The following is a 20,540-nucleotide window of genomic DNA, read 5'->3' on the forward strand; positions in this document are numbered from 1 at the left end:
TGGCAGCACGTTCCAACTCACCATGTTTCAGTGGTCCTTCAGAGTTTTTAACAAAATATCCTTCAGGAGGAGGAATTCAGATTTCCTCCTTTTTCTTTAGCCGCTCAGCAATTGATTTCGCAGCATAGCCAACGATCTTGACCTTGTTCAATCAAATATCTGTATCTTGTTACTCTTAAACGATTTTAATGATGATGACTGTGCGGTTGCGGATCTACTCCGCTAACCATTACTGTACGGTAGTCACAGCCGATATAGGTCTGCTTTCCGCCCGGCAGGTCTAATGTGCAGTCGGAAGAATCCTCCGTCCAGTCTTCGACAAGCGGTTCCAGCAGTTCGACGATCGTCTCCAGACCGTTTTCCTCTTCGTCAATAACCTCAATGGTCGCAAAACCATACGCCGAGGAATTATTACCATGAATCTCAAACGGGACCAGTTCGCAGTCCTCCGGCAAAAGCGCGAGCACCTTCTGGACATGTTTCTTTTTTAGGCCGCTTTCTGCAGGCACCATCCATGCCGCTGCATGATAGGTTGACAATGGGATAACCTCCTTACCCAGTAACAGCTTTTTCCAGATAATTATATTACTTAAGTGTCTTACAAGGCAAATTTTATTGATAGATGATTATAACACCTGGGTAAAATTTGAATTGACATAATTTTCAGATAATGATAATATTGACCCTAAGCATCTAATCGACAAAACAAAAGGAGCCGGGATTTTCATGTTATCTCAAGAAAGAATTGAAAAGCAATCTCAACTTAATCATGACACCATTCATACTTTTGAGGCCATTGTCGGGAAAAGCCGGCCTATCGTACAGGCCATTGATTTTGCCAGGAATATCAGCAAGTCTACATATAATGTTCTGCTGAATGGTGAAAGCGGGACAGGAAAAGAGATATTTGCTCAGGCAATTCATCATGATTATTGTCCTGAAGGGCCTTTTGTCGCCCTTAATTGTGCTTCTATACCCAGAAATTTAATTGAAAGTGAATTATTTGGCTATGAAGGGGGAGCTTTTACCGGAGCCAACAAAAACGGTCAGCCCGGTAAAATAGAGGCTGCCAATGGCGGAACTTTGTTTTTGGATGAAATCGGGGATATGCCTTTGGAAGTCCAGCCTGTATTATTACGTGTCCTCGAGGACAAAAGAGTCGTCAGGATTAACAGCAGCAAGTACACCACGGTAAACTTCAGACTTATCGCCGCAACTAACCAGAACCTGTTTCAAATGGTACAGGAAAAAACATTTCGAAGCGATCTATATTTCCGTTTATCCGTTTTAGCGATTGATATCCCCCCGCTGCGGGACAGAGGAAAGGATATTCTCCTGCTCGCGCATTATTTTTTGGATCAGATCAGTAAAGAAATACAATGTGAACCACCCAAATTAAGTTTTGAGGTCTATAAAGCGCTTGTGGAATATACCTGGCCCGGAAACATCAGGCAGTTAAAAAATGCGATGGTGTATGCGGTCTTTAAAGCCAAAAACGGCATACTGAATATTGGAGACCTTCCGAATGAAATCAAACACAGGCAAACCACCGTGAGTGTAACACAAAACAATGATCCGTTGCCTTTAAGGGATATACAAAAAGAAGCTATTATGCATGCTTTGTGTAAAAACAAAAACAAAGATGAAGCGGCCAGAGAGCTAGGCTTATCAAAATCAACATTGTACAGAAAAATCAAGGAGTATGGTCTTAAGTAAAATATACCAGGGCACGCAAACGCCCTAGTTATAGGGCTTCCGTTGGAAAACGGCAATAGGTTGAGAGCAAAAAAGCAGCCCGCATTCAGGGGGCTGCTTTTTTTGCTAAATAACTTTATTTGGCTGGCTTTTTCAGTATCTTCCGTAGGATTGCCAAATACCCTTCATATTACTCAACCGTCACTGATTTAGCCAGGTTCCTGGGCTTATCGACATCGTTCCCTCTGGCGACAGAAACATAGTAGGACAGAAGCTGCAGTGGAATCACCGTTAAGATCGGAGCAAGCTCATTGACGGTCTCCGGGATATAGAATATTTCATTAACCGACTTGTATAAATCGGTATTTCCTTCAAACGTAAACCCAATGACCTTGGCGTCCCTGGCCTTAACCTCGATCACATTCGAGACCGTTTTCTCGTACAGGTCTCTCTGGGTTGCGAGCGCGATGATCGGTGTATCCTCTGTAATCAGCGCGAGCGTGCCATGCTTTAACTCACCTGAAGCATAGGCTTCAGCGTGAATATACGAGATTTCTTTAAGTTTCAGAGAACCTTCCTGCGCAACTGCCCAGTCCAGGCCGCGCCCGATAAAGAATGCGCTGCTCACTTCTTCAAAGTACCTGGCTAGGGTCTTAATGCGTTCAGCTCCTTCTTTGAGGATAATCTCCGCTTTATCAGGAATTTTGCCAAGTTCGGAAATAATTTCGGTGATCCATTCCTTCGGCATGGTTCCTTTGGCCTGCGTAAGATAAAGTGCAAGCAGGATCATTCCTTCAATCTGAGTCGTATAAGCTTTCGTCGAGGCCACGGCAATTTCCGGTCCCGCCCAGGTGTGGATCACATCGTGTGCTTCCCTAGCCACGGAGCTGCCGACAACATTGGTGATTGCGATAACTCTGGCTCCCTTCTTTTTGGATTCGCGCAAAGCTGCCAGGGTGTCGGCCGTTTCTCCCGACTGGCTGATTACAACGACCAGGGTTTTATCATCAATCAAAGGCGCTCTGTACCGGAACTCTGAAGCGATATCGACTTCGACCGGTATTTTGGCCCAGTGTTCAATTAGCCCTTTGCCGATCAGTCCGGCATGATACGCAGTTCCGCAGGCAACAATTGCTACTTTATTGAATAAAGCAACCTCTTTCGGGGTAAGATCCACTTCCTGCAGCACAACATGGTCGTGGTTCAGTCTTCCGGCCAGCGTGTCCCGCAGGGCCTTCGGCTGTTCAAAAATCTCTTTTAGCATAAAGTGCTCGTAACCGCCTTTTTCGGCTGCCACAGCATCCCAAGTGACTTCAAAGACACTCTTTTCAATACATTCGCCTGTCGTAAAATCACAGAACTTCAAACCTTCGGCCGAGACGGTCACCATTTCCCCGTCTTCCATGATGTACGTCTTTCTCGTATATTTAAGTACAGCCGGGATATCGCTCGCGACAAAATATTCTCCGTCTCCAATACCGACGATCAACGGACTGTCTTTGCGGGCTGCAACCATAATATCGGGATTCTTATAGCTCAAAACGACGACTGCATAGGACCCTTCTACCTTGGCCAGCATTTTTTTGACTGCGTCCTGGAGATCCCCTTTATAAAAATGTTCGACCAGATGAGCCAGCACTTCCGTATCCGTTTCGGAACGGAAAAGATGTCCCTCCGCAGTCAGCCATTCTCTAAGCTCAAGATAATTCTCAATAATTCCGTTATGTACAACGGCAAAGTCTCCATGGCAGTCCATATGAGGGTGAGCATTCACATCAGACGGTCTGCCGTGCGTCGCCCACCGGGTATGGCCGATTCCGATTTTCGCATTGTAAGTGCGGTTGCTTAGCTTTTCCTCTAAATTGACAAGTTTCCCAACACTCTTGGTGATCCGGATCCCGCCTTCTTCCATGACTGCTATGCCCGAGGAATCATATCCCCTATATTCAAGCTTTCTTAGACCTTCAACCAAAATCGGAACAGCCGATTTCTCTCCAAAATATCCTACAATACCACACATGTTTTTTGTTCTCCTCGTTTCAAATTTAATAATTTTTTAGTTGTTGTCTCATTCATGACGTGTTCTATAACATTATATTTCCGTCAGCCATAAAAAATAGCCGTCAAGGACGGCTACAAATCTCTAACATACAAACATAAAGTGAGAGAAGATATAACAAGGCAAGACAAATCAAAACAAGTCAAGACCTGTTAATCCTGTTCGTGACTCCTTTCCCAACTGCTTCACAATCGGGCGTAGGAAAGTACGGACAACTAAAGGGATTCCGCAAAGAAAACCTTCTTCCTGTTTGATCCGCTCTTGTCCCGGAAATTGCTTTCCGGATTTGCAACGAATCTAACGATGACAAGCCACCGAGAGGCACCCGCCGAAAACTTCGATTAACCTCTTCCTCGTCAACCCAAATGGGCTCTGGCGCTACATTTTTTGTGCGGAAAAATCCGCAGTGTAAACTGTATACTGTAAACCGTCAAAATCATCCACTATTCATTTTTTTAATCCCTGACCTATTTCCCAACCATCTCCTCATAAGCAGTCAATTATCTATCAATGTAACAGACCAGCAATGCTTCCGACTTTCCTATTATAATCCATATGAGAAAATAGGTACAGACTTATTTTCTCAAGATCATCTGAAGATTATCTGAAAGAAAACTTGGTTGGTGCCGGTCTATTACATTTTTATTCTATTACATTTTCCGTCAAAGGGTTCTAACCCTTTTCAGCCAAGGTCATTCTGATCGACAGTCCTGACCATCTTGACGACTTCTTCAGCCAGCCTGGTTAGCTCATGCTGGTCCGGTCCTTCCAGCATGACCCGGATCAGAGACTCCGTACCGGACGGACGAACAAGGATCCTACCGTCCTCGCCCAGGCTTTCCTGAACCGCTCTGACCTTCAGGTTCACTTGCTCATTCTGCATAATCTTGTCTTTATTACCGACGCTGGTATTCACCAGGACCTGCGGGAATCGTTTCATTTGTTTGGCCAGCTCGGACAGCTTGGCTTTTTTCTCTTTTATTACGGACAACAGCTGCAGACCAGAGAGCAGCCCGTCACCCGTCGTATTGTGTTCCAGAAAAATAAGGTGGCCGGACTGTTCCCCACCGAGGATTGCGCCAGATTCCAGCAGTTTCTCCATGACGTAGCGGTCCCCGACCTTGGTCTCAAGGATCCGGATGCCAGCTTTGCGGAGAGCTTTATGCAGTCCCATGTTACTCATCACGGTTACAACCAGCGAATCATGGGCCAGCTTCCCTTTGTCTTTCAGGGCTCGCGCACAGATCACCATGATCGCATCACCATCAAGAATGTTGCCGTTCTCATCAACAGCAATGATCCGATCCGCGTCTCCGTCACAGGCCAGCCCGAGATCCGCACCATGCTGCAGGACTTCTTTAGCGAGCGCTTCCGGATGCGTCGAACCGCAGTGAACATTAATATTGATCCCGTCAGGCTGGTTATAGAGTGGTATGACCTCAGCACCGAGATCGGCCAGTACTTTTGGGCCCACTTCATAAGCCGCGCCATTGGCGCAATCCAGGATAATTTTAAGCCCTTTCAGGGATACGGAGGTTTTTTTCAGGAATGCGGCATATTTCTCCGACGCATTCTCGACTTCCACAATGCTGCCAATGTCGCCGCCTGAAGGTAATTCCAGCTCATCAATCCTCTTCAGTGTATCTTCAATCTCATCTTCCAGCTCGTCCGAAAGTTTGAATCCGCTTCCGGCAAAAAATTTAATACCGTTGTCCTCATAAGGGTTATGCGACGCCGAAATGACAACACCGGCACTTGCTTCCAACGTCCGCGTCAAAAATGCGATGCCCGGCGTTGGAAGGATTCCAGCCTTCAGTACATCGACTCCCATCGAACAAATACCTGCTGCCAGCGCTGCCTCCAACATATCTCCTGATATCCGGGTATCCTTGCCAATGACAATTTTGGCTTTTTCCTGCCTTTTTCCCAAAACGTAGGCTCCTGCTTTTCCAAGTTTGAAAGCAAGCTCCGGCGTAAGCTCCGTATTTGCTTTTCCTCTGACTCCATCCGTTCCAAAAAGTCTGGCCAAATTCAAGCTCCCCTTTCATTTTCAGTCAACTTAAGGTTATATATACTGTTAATTGGTTTATTTTTTTGGACTATCCAACTTTTCTTACTCTTTGGGCGCATATTGCGCCATCAATTTTTCGGCAGCCCTGAGCCCATCGACCGCCGAACTGGTGATCCCGCCGGCGTACCCAGCTCCTTCTCCTGCCGGAAACAGACCTTTCAGGTTTACGGACTGGCCTGATTCATTGCGCAGGATCCTGACAGGTGCACTCGTTCTGGATTCGATTCCAGAAAGTGTGGCTTCGGCACCGGCAAAACCTTTCATTTTCTGATCAAAGGCCAGCAGGGCTCTCTCGAGTACGCTGCCGATTTCATCCGGCAAAATCGTATGCAGATCCACCGATGTATATCCCGGCCGGTACGTCGGTACAAGAGGAAATTCCTTAGTCAGCCGATTCCGCAAAAAATCCTGTACCGACTGAGCGGGTACCCAGTAATTCCTTCCTCCAGCCAGAAAAGCCTTCTGCTCCCATTCTCTCTGAAAATCAATCCCTGCTAATGGGTCGCTAGAAGCAAAGTCCTTCGGACTGACTGTCACAACAACCGCACTGTTCGCAATGGCAGTGTCCCTGGAAAAGTTACTCATCCCATTGGTGACGATCCCTCCGTCTTCGGAAGAAGAGGCAATCACCTGTCCGCCGGGGCACATGCAAAACGTATAAGCGCCTCGGCCGCTGCTTATATCTTTATAGGTCAGCTGATAGTCTGCCGGACCTAGCCGAGCGTGGAAAGGGCCCCCATATTGAGTCAGGTTGACATATTCCTGCCGGTGCTCGATTCGCAGGCCGACCGCCAAAGGCTTCGCTTCTAGCTGCACGCCAAGAACCTTCAGGAACTGATAAACGTCCCGCGCACTGTGTCCGACTGCTAGAATCACCGTTTCAGCCGGGATCGTCTCCGCACCATCGATCTCCACAGCCTCCAGTTGATTGTTGACGGTTTTCAAACCGGTCACTTTGGTCCGGAAGAGCACCTCACCGCCCAAAGCTTCAATTTCAGCCCGCATTGCCGCGACGACCTTCTTCAGTATATCGGTTCCGATATGTGGTTTGGCCGCATACAGAATTTCGGGGCTGGCTCCGAATTCCACAAAACTTTCCAATACTTCCCGTACTCTTCGGTCATCAATCCGGGTGGTCAGCTTGCCGTCGGAAAATGTCCCGGCACCGCCTTCCCCAAATTGGACATTACTCTCCGGATCGAGGGTTCCTGTATTCCAAAAGCGTTCAACTGTTCCGCTTCTGTCTTCAACTTTGTCTCCACGTTCCAGCACCAGCGGCCTGTAGCCTTTCCGGGCCAGGGCCAACGCAGCAAAATATCCGGCAGGTCCTGTCCCCACCACAATCGGCCGGAAAGCAAGTTTGGACGCCGGGTAGCCATTTAGCGGGGGCTCCGGGACAAACACTTTTTCTTTCAGCCGCGGATAATGGACCATTGCTTTTCTTAATTCCGGACCGGAAATCTGCGCAGAAAACTCAACGGTATAAACAAAAAAAAGCTCCGGCTTTTGGCGTGCGTCAACAGAACGCCGTAGTATCCGCAGGTTATTGATCTTTTCGCGTGACACTCTTAATCTGCGGGCCAGGATATTCGGCAGTTCCCCCTCATCCTGGTCCACAGACAGCTTTAGATCCGACCAAATCAGATTCAATCTATCCAACTCTATTCTTTATTATCTCCGGAAGTTGCTGTGCTTGCCTTCAGAACAAGCTGCACTTTGGGTATGCTAACCATTGTCACCCCGGATGGGACTTCCCACAGTACCGATACGTCGGAGTATGTCCCTTCTTTCAGGCCTTTAGCATCTATCCAACAGGAAATATCCTCTTGTTTCAGCGCTTTAAGAATATCCGGATATCCGCTGACCGTGACATCGATCGGCTGAATGTTATCAGCAGTCAGTCCGTCGGGAATATTTTTAATCCCGACCGGTATCGCTTTCAGGATCTCATTCTCCGCTTTGGCACCGACATAAACCATGACGCTGATTTTGGTTCCCTTACTGAAAGACACTCCGTTGGGCAAAACAATTGAATTCAGGGAAACATTAATGGTTTTGGTGCTGGTAATTCCGCTGATATCAACAGTCCCAAGATTTAAATATTCGACCGCTTTAAGTGCTTCCTCTTTACCAACGAGCTGAACCTGTGACGGAAGCGGAGTCACGAGCCGTACTTCCATTCCATCCGCAGGTGTCCCTTTAGTTACCACCCGGAGCGGCACAGTTTTACTCGCCGTCCCTTTTGCATATACCGGCATGATTACCTCAACAGTATCGGGAAAAGCCTGCAGTGTAGGGTACGGATTCGCGTCAAAAATCCCCGCATTTTGGTTATCAGTAAAGTAGACCGGCCTAACCACACTTTTGCTCTCTGTGAGATCTGTAAATTCTACATCGACGGTGACGCTTGTAAGGTTGGCCAGGACCGATGCAGGTCCCCGTACATTCACCACGGAAGGAGTGAATAACAGTTCGCCTGCCTCATAGCCGGAAGCCGGTTTACCCTTAACGTTGGCCTGAACCTTGACAATCTTGTCCTCAAGCCGATCCAGCTTTAATGTCACTGTTTTCGGACTGATTTCTTCAACTTTTATACCTTCCGGTGCATTAATTTGAACATCATAGGTGGATTCCCCGACTACAGCATCTTTGAGGTCGACATAAGCAACCAGGTCTTTGACACTGCTTTCTTGGGAGGAACTGTCAATCCGGATCGTAATCGTCGGAACCGGCGATATGATCCCAATATTGGAGGGCTGGTTGTAAAACACCAGCTGCCGGGTATCAATATTCTTTGAAAAAATCGAGGAATTATTCTGGCTGGTCAGCCATACCCAGAAAACAATCGCCAGGATCAGAGAGATCACTTTATATCCAAGGTTTCGCCGTAAAATATCACGTATTGGCATTGTTGTCACCTCTTCGGAACAGATTGTGCCCGGAAGCTTTTTCGACCAGGATCTCATTCTTTAAAAGATCGCGGAGGCTCTTTTCATCAAGGAAGCGGGTGAGCCTGCTGTTTTTGGCCGTAGAAACGACACCAGTTTCTTCAGATACGATGATAACCAGCGCATCTGATACTTCTGAAAGCCCTAAAGCAGCTCTGTGTCTGGTCCCCAAATCCTTCTGCAGTCCATTATCCTGGGTCAAAGGTAAAAAACAGCCTGCAGCCGCAACCCTGTCCCCACGGATAATCACCGCGCCGTCATGGAGCGGCGACTTTGGAATAAATAGGTTGACCAGGAACTCTGAAGAGACAACCCCATCAATTTTAACACCGGTCTCAACATATTCCTGAATCCCGGTTGTTTTTTCAAGGACGATCAAAGCACCAATGCGGCTTTGCGATAAAACCTGACTGCACCTGACAATTTCCTCGATCAGCTTCTTATACTCCTCAGGTCCGGTTGTCGCCGGGTGCATGGTAATAAACTTACCTCTACCAATCTGTTCCAGGGTCCTTCTTAACTCAGGCTGAAAAACGACAGGCAGCGCAACAACCAGCATGGTCCAGACTTTTTCCACCATCCAGTTCAGCGTCGTCAGACCAAGCTGCCTCGCAATCAGAGAAATGACCATAAACACAAAAAGACCCTTGATTAATTGGACGGCCCTTGTTCCTTTAATCAGCATAAGCAATTGATAGATAATGATCGCGACAACGACAATATCTACGAAATCTTTCCATTGAACCATTTGTGCAAACGTCTGCAGATATGCCACTGTCTCACTCCTTAAAAATAGATCAATGGATCATGATTCTACATTAATCCCTAAATTCCTTGCCCGACAGGAAAAATTCCCTTAAAATTGAACTTACAATAAACTGCAAGGGAGTACTGTTCGCGATGGATATCAAAGATTGGCAAAAAGAAGTCGATAATTGGGTTTCCCAATTTGAAGAGGGTTACTGGCAGCCCTCTTCGATGATGCTCCGGCTGATTGAAGAAGTTGGCGAGCTGGCCAGAGAGGTTAATCATCGTTACGGAGAAAAACCCAAGAAACCGTCCGAGCAGGAGGGTGATCTTGCGCTGGAAATGGCCGACATTCTGTTTATCATCATATGTATGGCCAATTCGCTTCAGATAGACCTTGAAAAATCCTTTGAAGGAATGATGGAAAAATACCGTCTCCGGGATAGCAAGCGCTGGACCAGAAAACAGCCGGAATGACTAGCCGGGCGCATTTACAACAAGTACCATTTTATACCTTTTTCTGTAATTAGTAAAATATTTTTTATTCACCATACCCAGTACTTGGCAAAATCTATTGACCATCAATATTTCATTATGCTAAAGTAGGCTGAGATACATATTTAATTAGACTTGGCGCAAACTTATCTAATACCCCTGGACGCAGGGGTATTTTTCTATCTAAGTTAGAGATTTTATCAATTGTCAAAAAATTTCATTTAAAGACAGCTAATAAAATTTGCTAAATTGGTTAAAGCTAAAGACAGAATTTTAATTTAGGAGGGAATGACGATGCGGGAAGGCTTGATACCCAGCGCATTAGGAACTGCAGTCACAGCAGCCGGTGTTGCCTTAAGGGTCAAAGATATGAAAAAAAATGGTATGAGCAAAAGGGAAGTATATCCCCTAATCAGTGCCGGAATCATCGGGTTTGGTCTAGCCCATATGATATTGGGCGGGATTGACTTATATGAACACCGCTTTTAATTTAAGGAGGTCTTAAGCCGTGGACAGTGTCATGCATATGGATTTTGCCCAACTTGATCAGACCCAGCTAAATCAGGTCAAACAAACTGAATCAACCCTGAATTCTCAATACAAAGCAAACAATGAAGAGCTGGTCTTATTGGCTTTTAAAAAAAGCAAGTAAGAACTAGCTGCTCGGCAAAAGATTCGCCCAAAGAAAAAACCAGATAATACATGCTGTCTGGTATTTCTTTGGGCTTATTTTCTCTTCATTTAATTATTATTTTTGAATTTTTTATTATTCATTATGATTCAGCTGTCAGATAGGCTATCGCAGCTTCGCAGATTTCCTTGCAATAAATGAGTCCTTTTCCGCGGTTTAACTCCGAAATGATTTCCTGCTTCGGCTGGGCTGCCCTGTATGCTCTATCACTTGCCATCGCATCGATTGTATCCGCGACTCTGATAATTTTGGCTTCAAATCGTATTTCCTGCCCCTTTAAACCGCGGGGATACCCCGAGCCATCCATATTTTCATGGTGCTCAAGAATGATTTCAGCGATTGGCCATGGGAAATTGACCCTAGATATTGCAGCACAACCAATTTCGGGATGCATCCGGATGACCGCAAATTCTGAATCAGTTAATTTTCCGGGTTTCAGGAGAATGTCTGAGGGGATGCTTATTTTCCCAATATCGTGAAGTCGTGAAGCAATACTAATTGGCTTTAATTGTTCCTCTTTGACAATACCTAAATTCCTCGCTATTTGGAGGGCCAGACGCTGTGTCCTTATCTGATGGTTCAAATCGCAGGGATCATTCATTCCAATCCCCCCCTTCATCAGTATATGGACAAGCATCAAATAAGGGAACAAATTGCCGCCAGCGAATGTGGAATTATAATCGATAAACTTGCGTTTTTCGATTATAATGGAATCAGGATAGGATAGCACAGAGAAAGAGAGGTCGTTGTCGTTCAATGAAACGCTTCAGAAAAAGGCTTTTAAAAGCACTATCCTATCCGGATGTAAATATTAAGAAGACCTATAAGATCTACCGGAAAGTCCAGAAGGTTGTACATCCATATTTTAAGCCGCTGTACAATTTATTGGACCATAAGATCATTGTTGCTTCAAGAGAAATCCCGGTGCGGATTTTTCGTCCTGAAAACCAAGAAATCCCCAGAGTTCTAATCTTCTTTCACGGCGGAGGATGGGTTACTGGAGACATTGATTCCTACACCAATGTCTGTGCCAAAATGGCGGATCAGACCAATCATACGGTTATTTCCGTAGATTATCTTTTAGCGCCGGAAAACCCCTTCCCAGCCGGCATTGAGGAATGTTATCATGTTGCCAGGGAGTTATCCTTACGCCATGATCTACTGCAATGCAGTCCCAAGGATATTACCTTGATTGGGGACAGTGCGGGCGGCAATCTGGCAGCAGCCGTGTCTTTAATGGCCAGAGACAGGGGTGAATTTCTGCCCCCCCGTCAAATACTCATCTATCCCGCAACCTATATTGATCATAGCCCAAGCTCTCCATTTCCGTCTATACGGGAAAATGGTACAGATTATATATTAACTGCCAAACGCATTCAGGATTATATGGATCTATATGTTCAAAGAGAAGAAGACCGCAACAACCCTTACGCAGCACCACTCTTAGCTAAAGATTTATCGAATCAGCCCCAGACACTGATTATCACGGCTGAATTTGACCCACTCCGTGATGAGGGGGAGGCTTATGGAATGCGTCTGAGGGAATCCGGCAACGATGTCAGGATATACCGAATGAAAGACGCTGTTCATGGTTTCTTCTCGCTGGCATGGAACACGGAGCAACTCATCACATGCTATAAAGTGATTAATTCTTTTTTAGATGGCAGTACATTGTCAACCTAAAAAATATAATATGATGACGAGCAGATTCTCAATATTCTAATTTTAGGGTTAACATAGTACCATATCAGAAAGGTGATCGAATGAGACAGCGAAAGAGCGTTGAGTGGACTAGACTGGATAATGCCTCTAAGATCTTTCCGGCAACATGCAGCAATAAAGACACGAAAGTATTCCGGCTGGCCTGTGAACTCTATAACGCTGTAGATCCTGAAATGTTGCAGGAAGCCCTGAATATCACGATGGATTATTTTCCGTTTTACAAATCCGTCTTACGGAAAGGCGTATTCTGGTATTATTTTCAGACCAGCGACCTACATCCTGTAGTTGAAAGGGAGTCTGATCCGGTCTGTGCGCCGATCTATCTTGATGACAGAAAGAATTTGCTTTTCCGGATATCCTATTACCACAACAGAATCAATCTGGAAATTTTTCATGCTTTATCTGACGGTACTGGGGCGCTCTGGTTCATGAAAACCCTGGTCTATCATTATATCCGTCTGCGGTATAAGGAAGCCTTTGCGGACCAAATCCCTGAATTCAAGCCAAACGCCTCGATCAGCGAAAAAATGGATGACAGTTTCGGCAGATATTTTGAAGGCCGGGATCTGGATATTCTGAAGCTGATGGATAACCCGAACAAGGCGAAAACAGCCCGGACTTATCGCATCCGTGGAACCAGGCTGGATGAAAACAAAGTGAAAGTAATCGAAGGTTCGATGTCTACCAAGGCAGCTTTGGGATTAGCACATGAATATAATGCTACTTTGACTGTTTTTATTGCCGCCTTGTTTATTTATGCCCTACATAAAGAAAGGCCTGTACGCACGAAGAATGATCCCGTGGTTTTGTCCGTCCCGATTAATTTGCGGAATTTTTTTCAATCTGAGACAACCAGAAATTTTTTCAGCACGATGAATATTGGTTATCCCTTTGGCCAAGAAAGCCCCAATTTTCAAGACGTGATTCGAGGTGTAAGTGAGGACTTCCGAAAAGAGCTTACTGCAGAAAGTTTAAATCAACGCTTAAATCAATTAATGTCAATTGAAAAGAATCTTCTGACCCGGATTATTCCTTTGCCTTTCAAGGATTATTCGCTGCGCCTGGCCAGCAAAATTGCTGACAGGGGGATCACTGCGGCAATAACGAATATCGGTCAAATCTTGCTTCCAGAAGAATTCAAACGCTATATTCGGCAGTTTAGCCTTTGCAGCAGCGCCAGAATGCCTCATATCAGCATATGCTCCTACAACGACAGGCTGGCTGTAAGTTTTAGTTCACCCTTCCGAGAAACTGAAATTCAACGTACTTTTTTTGAGTTCCTTTCAGAAAACGGCATCGACATTGAAATTACATGCAATCTTTAATCGAGTTAACAGAGAGGATCATCTTTATGCAATATTGCAGCCATTGCCAGGTCCGCATACGCGGCAATAAAAGGAATTGTCCCCTATGTGGAAATATTCTGCCGGAAGACGATGGTGCCTACGATCAGCAGGAAATCTATCCGGTGGTTCCTCCTTTCTATGAACGGCATCTGGCCTTGCGGATTATGATTTTTGCCTCTGTCGTTGCTCTGGTCGTCAGTTTTGTGGTCTATGCGTTATTTCCCTCGAGTATAAACTGGCCTGTTTTTGCTTTATTCGGCCTCATCAGCATGTGGCTGAGTTTAATTATCGTCATCAGGAAAAGGCATCATATTACCAAGAATATCATGTGGCAGGTAACCATTTTATCTTTTCTTAGTGTTGTCTGGGACTGGGGAACCGGCTGGCGGGGCTGGTCCCTAGACTTTGTTGTTCCTATTTTGTTTGTTTCCGCCATGTTCGTGCTGTATGTAACGGCGAAAATTATGAAGCTCAGGGCCAGAGATTACATTACTTATTTTCTGTTAGATGGTCTTCTCGGCATCATTCCGGTAATATTTCTCTTGTTTGACTGGATCCATGTGCTATACCCTTCCGTAATCTCTGTTGCCGTCAGCATCATATTCCTGTCTGCGATCCTGATCTTTCAAGGGGAAAATATCAAGGCAGAACTAGCCAAACGCATGCATATTTAACAAGGTTGTCGCCGGTAACCCCGTGGTTGGATACACGTTATCCACATTCCGATCCATGTTAAATGTTTGCTTATTTAATCGGCTCAACTTCTTCCAAAGCCAGATTTGCGGGGGGGAAGGGCCTTAATGCCCTTGGGAGAATGCCCATTACGTATGCGATCAATATTCCGTAATTGGTGACCGATGTGCTACGTTCCCGCGCTTTTTGCACGCGGTACTGCATTTCCCTGCGGTTCAACATACAACCGCCGCAGTGGATGATCACGGCATATCCGGAGATATCCTTTGGAAAACAGGCGCCGCTTGCCCATTCAAATTCAATTCCTCCGCCCGCGATCTGGCGTATCCAGCGCGGGATTTTTACTTTACCGATGTCGTCCGACTGACGGTGATGGGTACAGCCCTCGACAATGAGAACCTTGTCCCCAGGGGCCAGCTTTTCAATGCGCCTGACACCCCGCACCATTTCCGCGAGGTCCGCTTTTTGCCGTGCGAACAGAATTGAAAACGATGTCATGGGAATCCCGGGAGGGGTGTCCGCGGACACTTTAAGAAAGGCCTGTGAATCCGTAATCACGATGGCGGGGGGCGTCTTTAAACGTTCGAGCGTCAGCTTGAGCTCGTGCTCTTTTGTTACGATCACCATCGCATCGCTTTCGATGATATCGCGGATCGTCTGCTGCTGAGGAAGTATCAGCCTACCTTTGGGAGCCGACTTGTCGATGGGTGTCACTAGTACGGCAATGTCGCCCGCGTGGATCAAATCACTGACCAACGCCGGTTCCGCATCCTCAAATCCAGAATTTGCAACGATTTGCTTTTTTATTTCATCAATCCCAAATCCGTTTATTGTGCTTGCGCATATCAGCGGGATCCCGGCAAGCTCTTTCAGCTTCTCAAGCTCGCCTGCATCCAGCACTCCTTTGTCACATTTATTCAGTACGCAAACGGACGGAACCTTCCTTCGCTTGAGTTGTTCAATGAATTCCGCCTCAAACTCCGAGATGCCTAACTGCACATCAACGGCAACAATTGCGAGGTTGCATTTTCGCAAAACTTCATAGGTTTTCTCAACACGTAGCGCTCCAAGTCCGTCCACGTCATCGAGCCCCGCGGTATCAATCAATACGACCGGCCCGATCGGCAAAAGCTCCATGGCCTTATAAACGGGATCCGTCGTCGTCCCCGGCACATCGGAAGTAATCGCAATGTCCTGCCCGGTGATAGCGTTGATAAGAGAGGATTTCCCGGCATTCCGCTTTCCGAAAAGCCCTATAGCAAACCGGCTTGCCATAGGTGTTGCGTTCATATTTTCCATTGCCCTTTCTCCTTTTCCATTGCGGCTCCGGGTGACGTAAGCCGTTCCGGCTTTAAAATTTCATTCAGCGTCTGTTTGTCCATCAGGCGTTGTTCCAGCACGATTTCCCCTACCGGCTTGCCTGTTTTTCGACACAGCGCGGCGACTTCGGACGCTTTGTCATAACCGATGTATCCGGTCAGAGCCGTTGCCAGGGTAAAGCTAGCATTCAATTCTCGCAGGCAGCTTTCTCTGTCAGCCTGAATTCCTCTGATGCAACGGTCGATGAAGAGGGGAAGCACAGACCCAAGCAGATCAAGCATGTCAAATAGGTTTTTTGCAATCAGGGGCAAAAAGGCGTTCAATTCAAGCTGCCCCGCCTGTGCCGCCAGAGTTACCGCCATATCGTCCGCCATGATTTGAAAAGCTGCCTGATTTACGGCTTCACACATCACGGGATTGACTTTACCCGGCATGATCGAGGAGCCGGCCTGTATGGCGGGTAAAACAATTTCGCCGATTCCCGCGCACGGACCCGAGGACAAAAGCCGTAAGTCATTTGCAATTTTTGTAAGGCTGACCGCCGCCGCTTTCAAAAGGCCGGAAACCTCGACAAATACGTCACAGTTTTGCGTAGGGTCCATCATGTATTCAGCCCGTGACAAGCCGATTCCCGTGAGCTCCCGCAGACGTTCGATCATTGCGAAAATGTAAGCTTTGGGGGCGTTTATTCCGGTTCCCACGGCAGTTCCTCCGATATTGACCTGCCGGAGCCGTTCCTCCGCCTTATAAAGCCGCCAGCGATCGCGTGAAACGGCCTGTGCCCACGCTCCGAATTCCTGACCGAGCGTGACGGGGACTGCGTCCTGAAGCTGCGTTCGGCCTACCTTTAAGATATCGGAGAATTCCTCCTCTTTTTCCTGAAGCGCGGTTTGTAATGCAGCGAACTGATCCATAACAGGCTTAAGCAGACGAATGGCGGCAATGCGCACCGCGGTTGGAAACACGTCGTTTGTCGATTGATGAAAGTTCACATGATCCAATGGATGAACAAGGGCATAGTCGCCCTTGTGTTCGCCAAGCAGTTTGATGGCGCGGTTTGCGATCACTTCGTTTGCATTCATATTTGCGGAGGTGCCCGCTCCACCCTGCATGCAGTCAACAACAAAATGATCCATGAGTGCACCCAAAAGGATTTCGTCACATGCCGCTATGATCGCGCCCGCAATATTTCCGTCCAAAGCGCCGATGTTGCGGTTTGTAATTGCCGCGGCCTTTTTGACGCATACCAGTGCGTCAACCAGCGCGGCGTGAATCGGCACGCCCGTAATTTTGAAGTTCTGCATCGCGCGCGCCGTGTGAATTCCATAATACGCGCCATCACTGATTTGCATCTCACCCAGCATATCTTGTTCTATTCGCATAATAAATCCTTTCCCTAAAAGTCTATATAGTCCCCGCGTGAAAAATCAGGTATATAACCGACCGACGTAATACGCCGTGCAAGGCAGGAAAGGCATTCGGCCGCCTCTTCGCCGGTACAGATTTTATTATCATATAAAGCATAATCCCTGCGGTACTTAACCGGGGAAAGATTGGGCATGACGACATTGGCACCGGCCTTCAGTCCTTTTTCACGCCCCAGGGGATCGACGGTGCCGAGCGCTGTAGTAGCAGGCAGAAGGGTTTTCGGCAGCATGATCCGGATAAGGGACAGCAAGGCCAATGTCCGACTGGAGGACGGCGTGCAATAACCCCGGAACCTTGTATTCTTTTGCGGAATAAACGGACCGATGCCGATCATTTGGGGTTTCAGTTCCCTCAGAAACAGAAAATCCTCCGCCAGTGTATCGAAGGTCTGGAAAGGGGAATCCACCATAAAGCCGGCTCCGACCTGATAGCCGATTTCCTTTAGATAATATAGGCACTGTTTGCGGTTTTTTAAGCTGAGTTCCGGCGGATGTAGTTTGACGTAATGGGCCTCATCGGCCGTTTCATGACGCAGAAGGTACCGGTCGGCCCCAGCATCGAATAGGTATTTATAGGAAGCGAAACTTCGCTCTCCCATTGAGAGGGTCACCGCACAATCTGGAAAAAACTCCTTGATCCCTGATATGATGTTGCACAGCCGCGCGTCTGTAAAATACTTATCTTCGCCGCTTTGCAGCACAAAGGTGCGAAAACCCAGATCATAGCCCGTCCGGCAGCAATCAAAAATTTCCTCCGGCGTCAAACGGTACCTTTTGACACTTCGGTTGCTTCTGCAAAGTCCGCAGTAGAAACAATCGTTCCTGCAAAAGCTGGAAAACTCGATCAGCCCCCGAAAGTAAACCTTTCTGCCATAATACTTTTCCCGCAGCTCATTTGCATAAGAGGACATCACCGACCATTCTTCTGCGGTTGCTTCCTCAAAAGAATACCGGATAATCTCGGAAAGTTCCTTTTTTCCGGCTGAATTCATCCATTTTGAGAACCCTTCCGGGTCTTTTAGACTTAAATCCATAGACTTCTCCTACAGGCGTAAATCACGTTCGCCGTTTTCCAGCCGCTTTAAATTCTCAAGTATCGTGTCGTAGGCTGGATGGCCTTTAAACCGCTCGACATGCTGTTTGAGAACTTTTTCGCCTTTGGCCCTTGTTTCATCCGACGCATAGTCGAGCAGGTATTCCTTCAGCGTGAAAATGGCGTTCGGTATGCAGTAGTTATGTACGAACCTAGATTTTGCGACCTTCATAAAATGTTCCCCCGTGCGGCCTGCACGGTAACACGCGGTGCAAAAAGAGGGAATAAAATGCATATCACATATTTCACCGACAACATCATCCAGCGCCCGCGAGTCGCCGATGGAAAACTGTTCCTTGTCGGGAAGCTGGTTTGCGTTTTTGGACTGTGCATAAGCGCCGACGCCAATGCGCGTTCCAGCATCGATCTGTGAAACCCCAAACGAGATTACCTCCCTACGTACTTTTTCCGGTTCACGTGCAGTACAAATCATGCCGGTATATGGGACGGACAGGCGCAAGACGGCAACAAGCTTTTTGAAGTCGCTGTCGCTGACCGCATACTCGGGGTGATCGGAGAATGGCGTACCGGTCGCCGGAGTGATCCTGGGGAATGAAATCGTGTGTGGTCCCACACCGTTGAAAGTTTCCTCCAGATGAATGGTATGGTATAAAAGGGCCATGACCTCAAAACGCCAGTCGTACAGGCCAAACAAAACGCCGAGTCCAATATCGTCGATGCCGGCCTTTTGTGCCCTGTCCATACAGTAAAGTCTCCAGCGGTAATGCCCCTTGATGGTCCCGGCCGGATGTATTTTATGATAAGTTTCATGGTGGTAGGTTTCCTGAAAGACCTGGAACGTGCCGATACCGACTTCCTGAAGTTTTTTCAGCTCTTCGACGGTGAGCGGCGCGCAGTTAATGTTTGCGCGGCGGATTTCACCGTGCTGTGTTTTTACGCTGTAGACTTTTTTGATCGTATCGCACATGAAATCCACTTCGGTTGCGGGAGATTCGCCATAAACGAGTACAGTACGTTTCTGGCCTTCTTCTATCATGATTCGCACTTCCTGCTCGATTTCATCCATACTGAGCGTTTTGCGGTGCATCGCGGTGTTGCTTGCGCGGAAACCGCAGTATTTGCAGTTGTTCGCGCATTCATCGCTGATATAAAGCGGCGCGAAAAACACGATACGGTCTCCGTAAACCTCTTCTTTCAGCTGATGGGCTAGTTCATACATCTCCTGTATCGTATCCTCATCCTTGTTTTGGATAAGAATCGCTGTTTCCTCCGGCTCGAGCCGTACACACTGCTCCGCTTTTTTTAGCACGCGCCGCACGTCTTCTCTAGATGGGTTGTGCCATTTATTCAGCTGTTCCCATATCTTATCGTCGTCAATAAAATCATGGTCAAGCTTGTCGTACTCATCGAATTCCTTTTGATATTTATTGAGAAAATTCATATTTTGCGTCCCTTTCAAATTACTTATTGCTTTTTGTAATCATGGATTTAACGGACGCGCCGGAGACCCGGCCCAGTTTGCCAGTCAGCGCACTGATTTCATCATTACTGCCGTCGACAATCAGCGAGATAACCGATACGCCCCGTTCTCCGTAGGGAATTCCCATCCGTCCGACGACCAGTCCGGCATATTCATGCAGAACCGCATTGATATGCTCCACACAAGAGAGATCTTCAACCACAATACCGATAATACCAATTCTTTTGTTCATAGGTTTGTCCTCCTTCAAAAATCAAAAACTCCCTTTCCGCAAGCCACGGAAAGGGAGCAAAACGGCAAAAAAAGAAAACACACATGCCGGATGAGCGCCTTTCCACTCGGATATACCTTGCGGTCGGGTAAAAAACGAGCCTTGTATCTCCAGACAAACGAGTTGAGAGCAGATACATTGCAATTTAATTAAACTAAAATCTATCATGTATTCTTTATGTTGTCAAGACAGTTCTAGGTATGGTTCTATGCATTATCATGGATTATTCCATCTTTTTTGCATTGGCTATAGCAAACCAAAATGTCACCATTGATATTATGCCTATCCAGATGAAGGATTACCACTTTCACAGGAAACTCCGTCTATAAATATATTAGTAAAGGGCTGCAAAATGATAATCAGAAAAAATGGATTTACAAAAGACGATCTATGTCTTATGTTGAGCGAAACTACTACAAAAATTGTACAGAATATTGAAGATCGATGCGGGAAACTAAAGTCCTTCGATCTGAACTTCAATTTTGAGAAGTCACAATACCGGCTCACTGATCGGGACATAG

General features: G+C 46.8%; 19 protein-coding genes. 7 read left to right on the top strand and 12 right to left on the bottom strand.

The window, feature by feature from the left end:
- Window positions 1–185 precede the first annotated feature (185 nt).
- Window positions 186–539: a hypothetical protein gene (locus tag DHBDCA_RS08505; protein ID WP_015043818.1), complete on the bottom strand. Its 354-nt coding sequence runs from the start codon at window positions 537–539 to the stop codon at window positions 186–188.
- A gap of 187 nt (window positions 540–726) precedes the next feature.
- On the opposite strand from DHBDCA_RS08505, the gene DHBDCA_RS08510 reads away from it, so the two are divergent.
- Window positions 727–1,716, top strand: a complete 990-nt coding sequence (locus tag DHBDCA_RS08510) for a sigma-54 interaction domain-containing protein (RefSeq protein ID WP_015043819.1) — start codon at window positions 727–729, stop codon at window positions 1,714–1,716.
- Window positions 1,717–1,885: 169 nt separating this feature from the next.
- On the opposite strand, the gene glmS is transcribed toward DHBDCA_RS08510, so the two are convergent.
- From glmS to cdaA, 5 genes are all read right to left on the bottom strand, one after another.
- A complete protein-coding gene (gene glmS, locus DHBDCA_RS08515; RefSeq protein ID WP_015043820.1) occupies window positions 1,886–3,715 on the bottom strand; it encodes a glutamine--fructose-6-phosphate transaminase (isomerizing) in 1,830 nt (609 codons plus the stop codon).
- A gap of 721 nt (window positions 3,716–4,436) precedes the next feature.
- Window positions 4,437–5,783 carry a phosphoglucosamine mutase gene (gene glmM, locus DHBDCA_RS08520; RefSeq protein WP_015043821.1) on the bottom strand — a complete coding sequence of 449 codons (1,347 nt, stop codon included), beginning with the start codon at window positions 5,781–5,783 and terminating at the stop codon, window positions 4,437–4,439.
- 84 nt (window positions 5,784–5,867) lie between these two features.
- Window positions 5,868–7,475, bottom strand: a complete 1,608-nt coding sequence (locus DHBDCA_RS08525; RefSeq protein WP_034378962.1) for an NAD(P)/FAD-dependent oxidoreductase — start codon at window positions 7,473–7,475, stop codon at window positions 5,868–5,870.
- An 11-nt stretch (window positions 7,476–7,486) separates the two neighbouring features.
- Entirely contained in the window at window positions 7,487–8,734 is a 1,248-nt protein-coding gene (locus DHBDCA_RS08530; protein WP_015043823.1) for a CdaR family protein, read from the bottom strand.
- Window positions 8,721–9,548 (bottom strand): diadenylate cyclase CdaA, encoded by an 828-nt coding sequence (cdaA, locus tag DHBDCA_RS08535; protein WP_015043824.1) that lies wholly within the window; start codon window positions 9,546–9,548, stop codon window positions 8,721–8,723. The genes DHBDCA_RS08530 and cdaA overlap by 14 nt, the downstream gene beginning before the upstream one ends.
- Before the next feature lie 125 nt (window positions 9,549–9,673).
- On the opposite strand from cdaA, the gene DHBDCA_RS08540 reads away from it, so the two are divergent.
- The 3 genes from DHBDCA_RS08540 (at window position 9,674) to DHBDCA_RS15455 (ending at window position 10,667) form a co-directional block, all read left to right on the top strand.
- Window positions 9,674–9,997, top strand: a complete 324-nt coding sequence (locus DHBDCA_RS08540; RefSeq protein ID WP_015043825.1) for a nucleotide pyrophosphohydrolase — start codon at window positions 9,674–9,676, stop codon at window positions 9,995–9,997.
- Window positions 9,998–10,309: 312 nt separating this feature from the next.
- A complete protein-coding gene (locus DHBDCA_RS08545; RefSeq protein WP_015043826.1) occupies window positions 10,310–10,504 on the top strand; it encodes a hypothetical protein in 195 nt (64 codons plus the stop codon).
- Window positions 10,505–10,523: 19 nt separating this feature from the next.
- Window positions 10,524–10,667 carry a hypothetical protein gene (locus DHBDCA_RS15455; protein WP_015043827.1) on the top strand — a complete coding sequence of 48 codons (144 nt, stop codon included), beginning with the start codon at window positions 10,524–10,526 and terminating at the stop codon, window positions 10,665–10,667.
- A 121-nt stretch (window positions 10,668–10,788) separates the two neighbouring features.
- On the opposite strand, the gene DHBDCA_RS08550 is transcribed toward DHBDCA_RS15455, so the two are convergent.
- Window positions 10,789–11,307: an HD-GYP domain-containing protein gene (locus tag DHBDCA_RS08550; RefSeq protein WP_015043828.1), complete on the bottom strand. Its 519-nt coding sequence runs from the start codon at window positions 11,305–11,307 to the stop codon at window positions 10,789–10,791.
- Between the two features lie 155 nt (window positions 11,308–11,462).
- Between DHBDCA_RS08550 and DHBDCA_RS08555 the strand changes: the two genes are divergently transcribed.
- From DHBDCA_RS08555 to DHBDCA_RS08565, 3 genes are all read left to right on the top strand, one after another.
- Window positions 11,463–12,389: an alpha/beta hydrolase gene (locus DHBDCA_RS08555; protein WP_015043829.1), complete on the top strand. Its 927-nt coding sequence runs from the start codon at window positions 11,463–11,465 to the stop codon at window positions 12,387–12,389.
- A gap of 80 nt (window positions 12,390–12,469) precedes the next feature.
- Window positions 12,470–13,753, top strand: coding sequence for a hypothetical protein (locus DHBDCA_RS08560; RefSeq protein WP_015043830.1), 1,284 nt, complete (start codon window positions 12,470–12,472; stop codon window positions 13,751–13,753).
- A gap of 26 nt (window positions 13,754–13,779) precedes the next feature.
- Entirely contained in the window at window positions 13,780–14,448 is a 669-nt protein-coding gene (locus DHBDCA_RS08565; RefSeq protein WP_015043831.1) for a DUF6320 domain-containing protein, read from the top strand.
- Between the two features lie 70 nt (window positions 14,449–14,518).
- On the opposite strand, the gene hydF is transcribed toward DHBDCA_RS08565, so the two are convergent.
- From hydF to DHBDCA_RS08590, 5 genes are read right to left on the bottom strand one after another with little or no spacing between them, the layout of a single operon-like run.
- Entirely contained in the window at window positions 14,519–15,766 is a 1,248-nt protein-coding gene (gene hydF / locus DHBDCA_RS08570; protein WP_015043832.1) for a [FeFe] hydrogenase H-cluster maturation GTPase HydF, read from the bottom strand.
- On the bottom strand, window positions 15,754–17,169 hold the full coding sequence (locus DHBDCA_RS08575; RefSeq protein WP_015043833.1) for an aspartate ammonia-lyase: 1,416 nt from the start codon (window positions 17,167–17,169) through the stop codon (window positions 15,754–15,756). The genes hydF and DHBDCA_RS08575 overlap by 13 nt, the downstream gene beginning before the upstream one ends.
- Window positions 17,170–17,183: 14 nt before the next feature.
- The gene (gene hydE, locus DHBDCA_RS08580) at window positions 17,184–18,248 is read right to left on the bottom strand and encodes a [FeFe] hydrogenase H-cluster radical SAM maturase HydE (RefSeq protein WP_015043834.1); all 1,065 of its coding nucleotides are present in this window, start codon (window positions 18,246–18,248) and stop codon (window positions 17,184–17,186) included.
- Between the two features lie 9 nt (window positions 18,249–18,257).
- The gene (hydG, locus tag DHBDCA_RS08585; protein WP_015043835.1) at window positions 18,258–19,709 is read right to left on the bottom strand and encodes a [FeFe] hydrogenase H-cluster radical SAM maturase HydG; all 1,452 of its coding nucleotides are present in this window, start codon (window positions 19,707–19,709) and stop codon (window positions 18,258–18,260) included.
- A gap of 19 nt (window positions 19,710–19,728) precedes the next feature.
- A complete protein-coding gene (locus tag DHBDCA_RS08590) occupies window positions 19,729–19,980 on the bottom strand; it encodes a TM1266 family iron-only hydrogenase system putative regulator (RefSeq protein WP_015043836.1) in 252 nt (83 codons plus the stop codon).
- Window positions 19,981–20,540 lie beyond the last annotated feature (560 nt).

The organism is Dehalobacter sp. DCA (assembly GCF_000305775.1).
Taxonomy (GTDB): Bacteria; Bacillota; Desulfitobacteriia; order Desulfitobacteriales; family Syntrophobotulaceae; genus Dehalobacter; species Dehalobacter alkaniphilus.

Excerpts from the sequence above, each read along its gene's own strand:
- DHBDCA_RS08510 (WP_015043819.1), top strand. The coding sequence starts at position 727 with ATGTTATCTCAAGAAAGAATTGAAAAGCAATCTCAACTTAATCATGAC.
- glmS (WP_015043820.1), bottom strand. The coding sequence starts at position 3,715 with ATGTGTGGTATTGTAGGATATTTTGGAGAGAAATCGGCTGTTCCGATT.
- DHBDCA_RS08530 (WP_015043823.1), bottom strand. The coding sequence starts at position 8,734 with ATGCCAATACGTGATATTTTACGGCGAAACCTTGGATATAAAGTGATC.
- DHBDCA_RS08540 (WP_015043825.1), top strand. The coding sequence starts at position 9,674 with ATGGATATCAAAGATTGGCAAAAAGAAGTCGATAATTGGGTTTCCCAA.
- DHBDCA_RS08545 (WP_015043826.1), top strand. The coding sequence starts at position 10,310 with ATGCGGGAAGGCTTGATACCCAGCGCATTAGGAACTGCAGTCACAGCA.
- DHBDCA_RS08550 (WP_015043828.1), bottom strand. The coding sequence starts at position 11,307 with ATGAATGATCCCTGCGATTTGAACCATCAGATAAGGACACAGCGTCTG.
- DHBDCA_RS08555 (WP_015043829.1), top strand. The coding sequence starts at position 11,463 with ATGAAACGCTTCAGAAAAAGGCTTTTAAAAGCACTATCCTATCCGGAT.
- DHBDCA_RS08560 (WP_015043830.1), top strand. The coding sequence starts at position 12,470 with ATGAGACAGCGAAAGAGCGTTGAGTGGACTAGACTGGATAATGCCTCT.
- DHBDCA_RS08565 (WP_015043831.1), top strand. The coding sequence starts at position 13,780 with ATGCAATATTGCAGCCATTGCCAGGTCCGCATACGCGGCAATAAAAGG.
- hydF (WP_015043832.1), bottom strand. The coding sequence starts at position 15,766 with ATGGAAAATATGAACGCAACACCTATGGCAAGCCGGTTTGCTATAGGG.
- DHBDCA_RS08575 (WP_015043833.1), bottom strand. The coding sequence starts at position 17,169 with ATGCGAATAGAACAAGATATGCTGGGTGAGATGCAAATCAGTGATGGC.
- hydE (WP_015043834.1), bottom strand. The coding sequence starts at position 18,248 with ATGGATTTAAGTCTAAAAGACCCGGAAGGGTTCTCAAAATGGATGAAT.
- hydG (WP_015043835.1), bottom strand. The coding sequence starts at position 19,709 with ATGAATTTTCTCAATAAATATCAAAAGGAATTCGATGAGTACGACAAG.
- DHBDCA_RS08590 (WP_015043836.1), bottom strand. The coding sequence starts at position 19,980 with ATGAACAAAAGAATTGGTATTATCGGTATTGTGGTTGAAGATCTCTCT.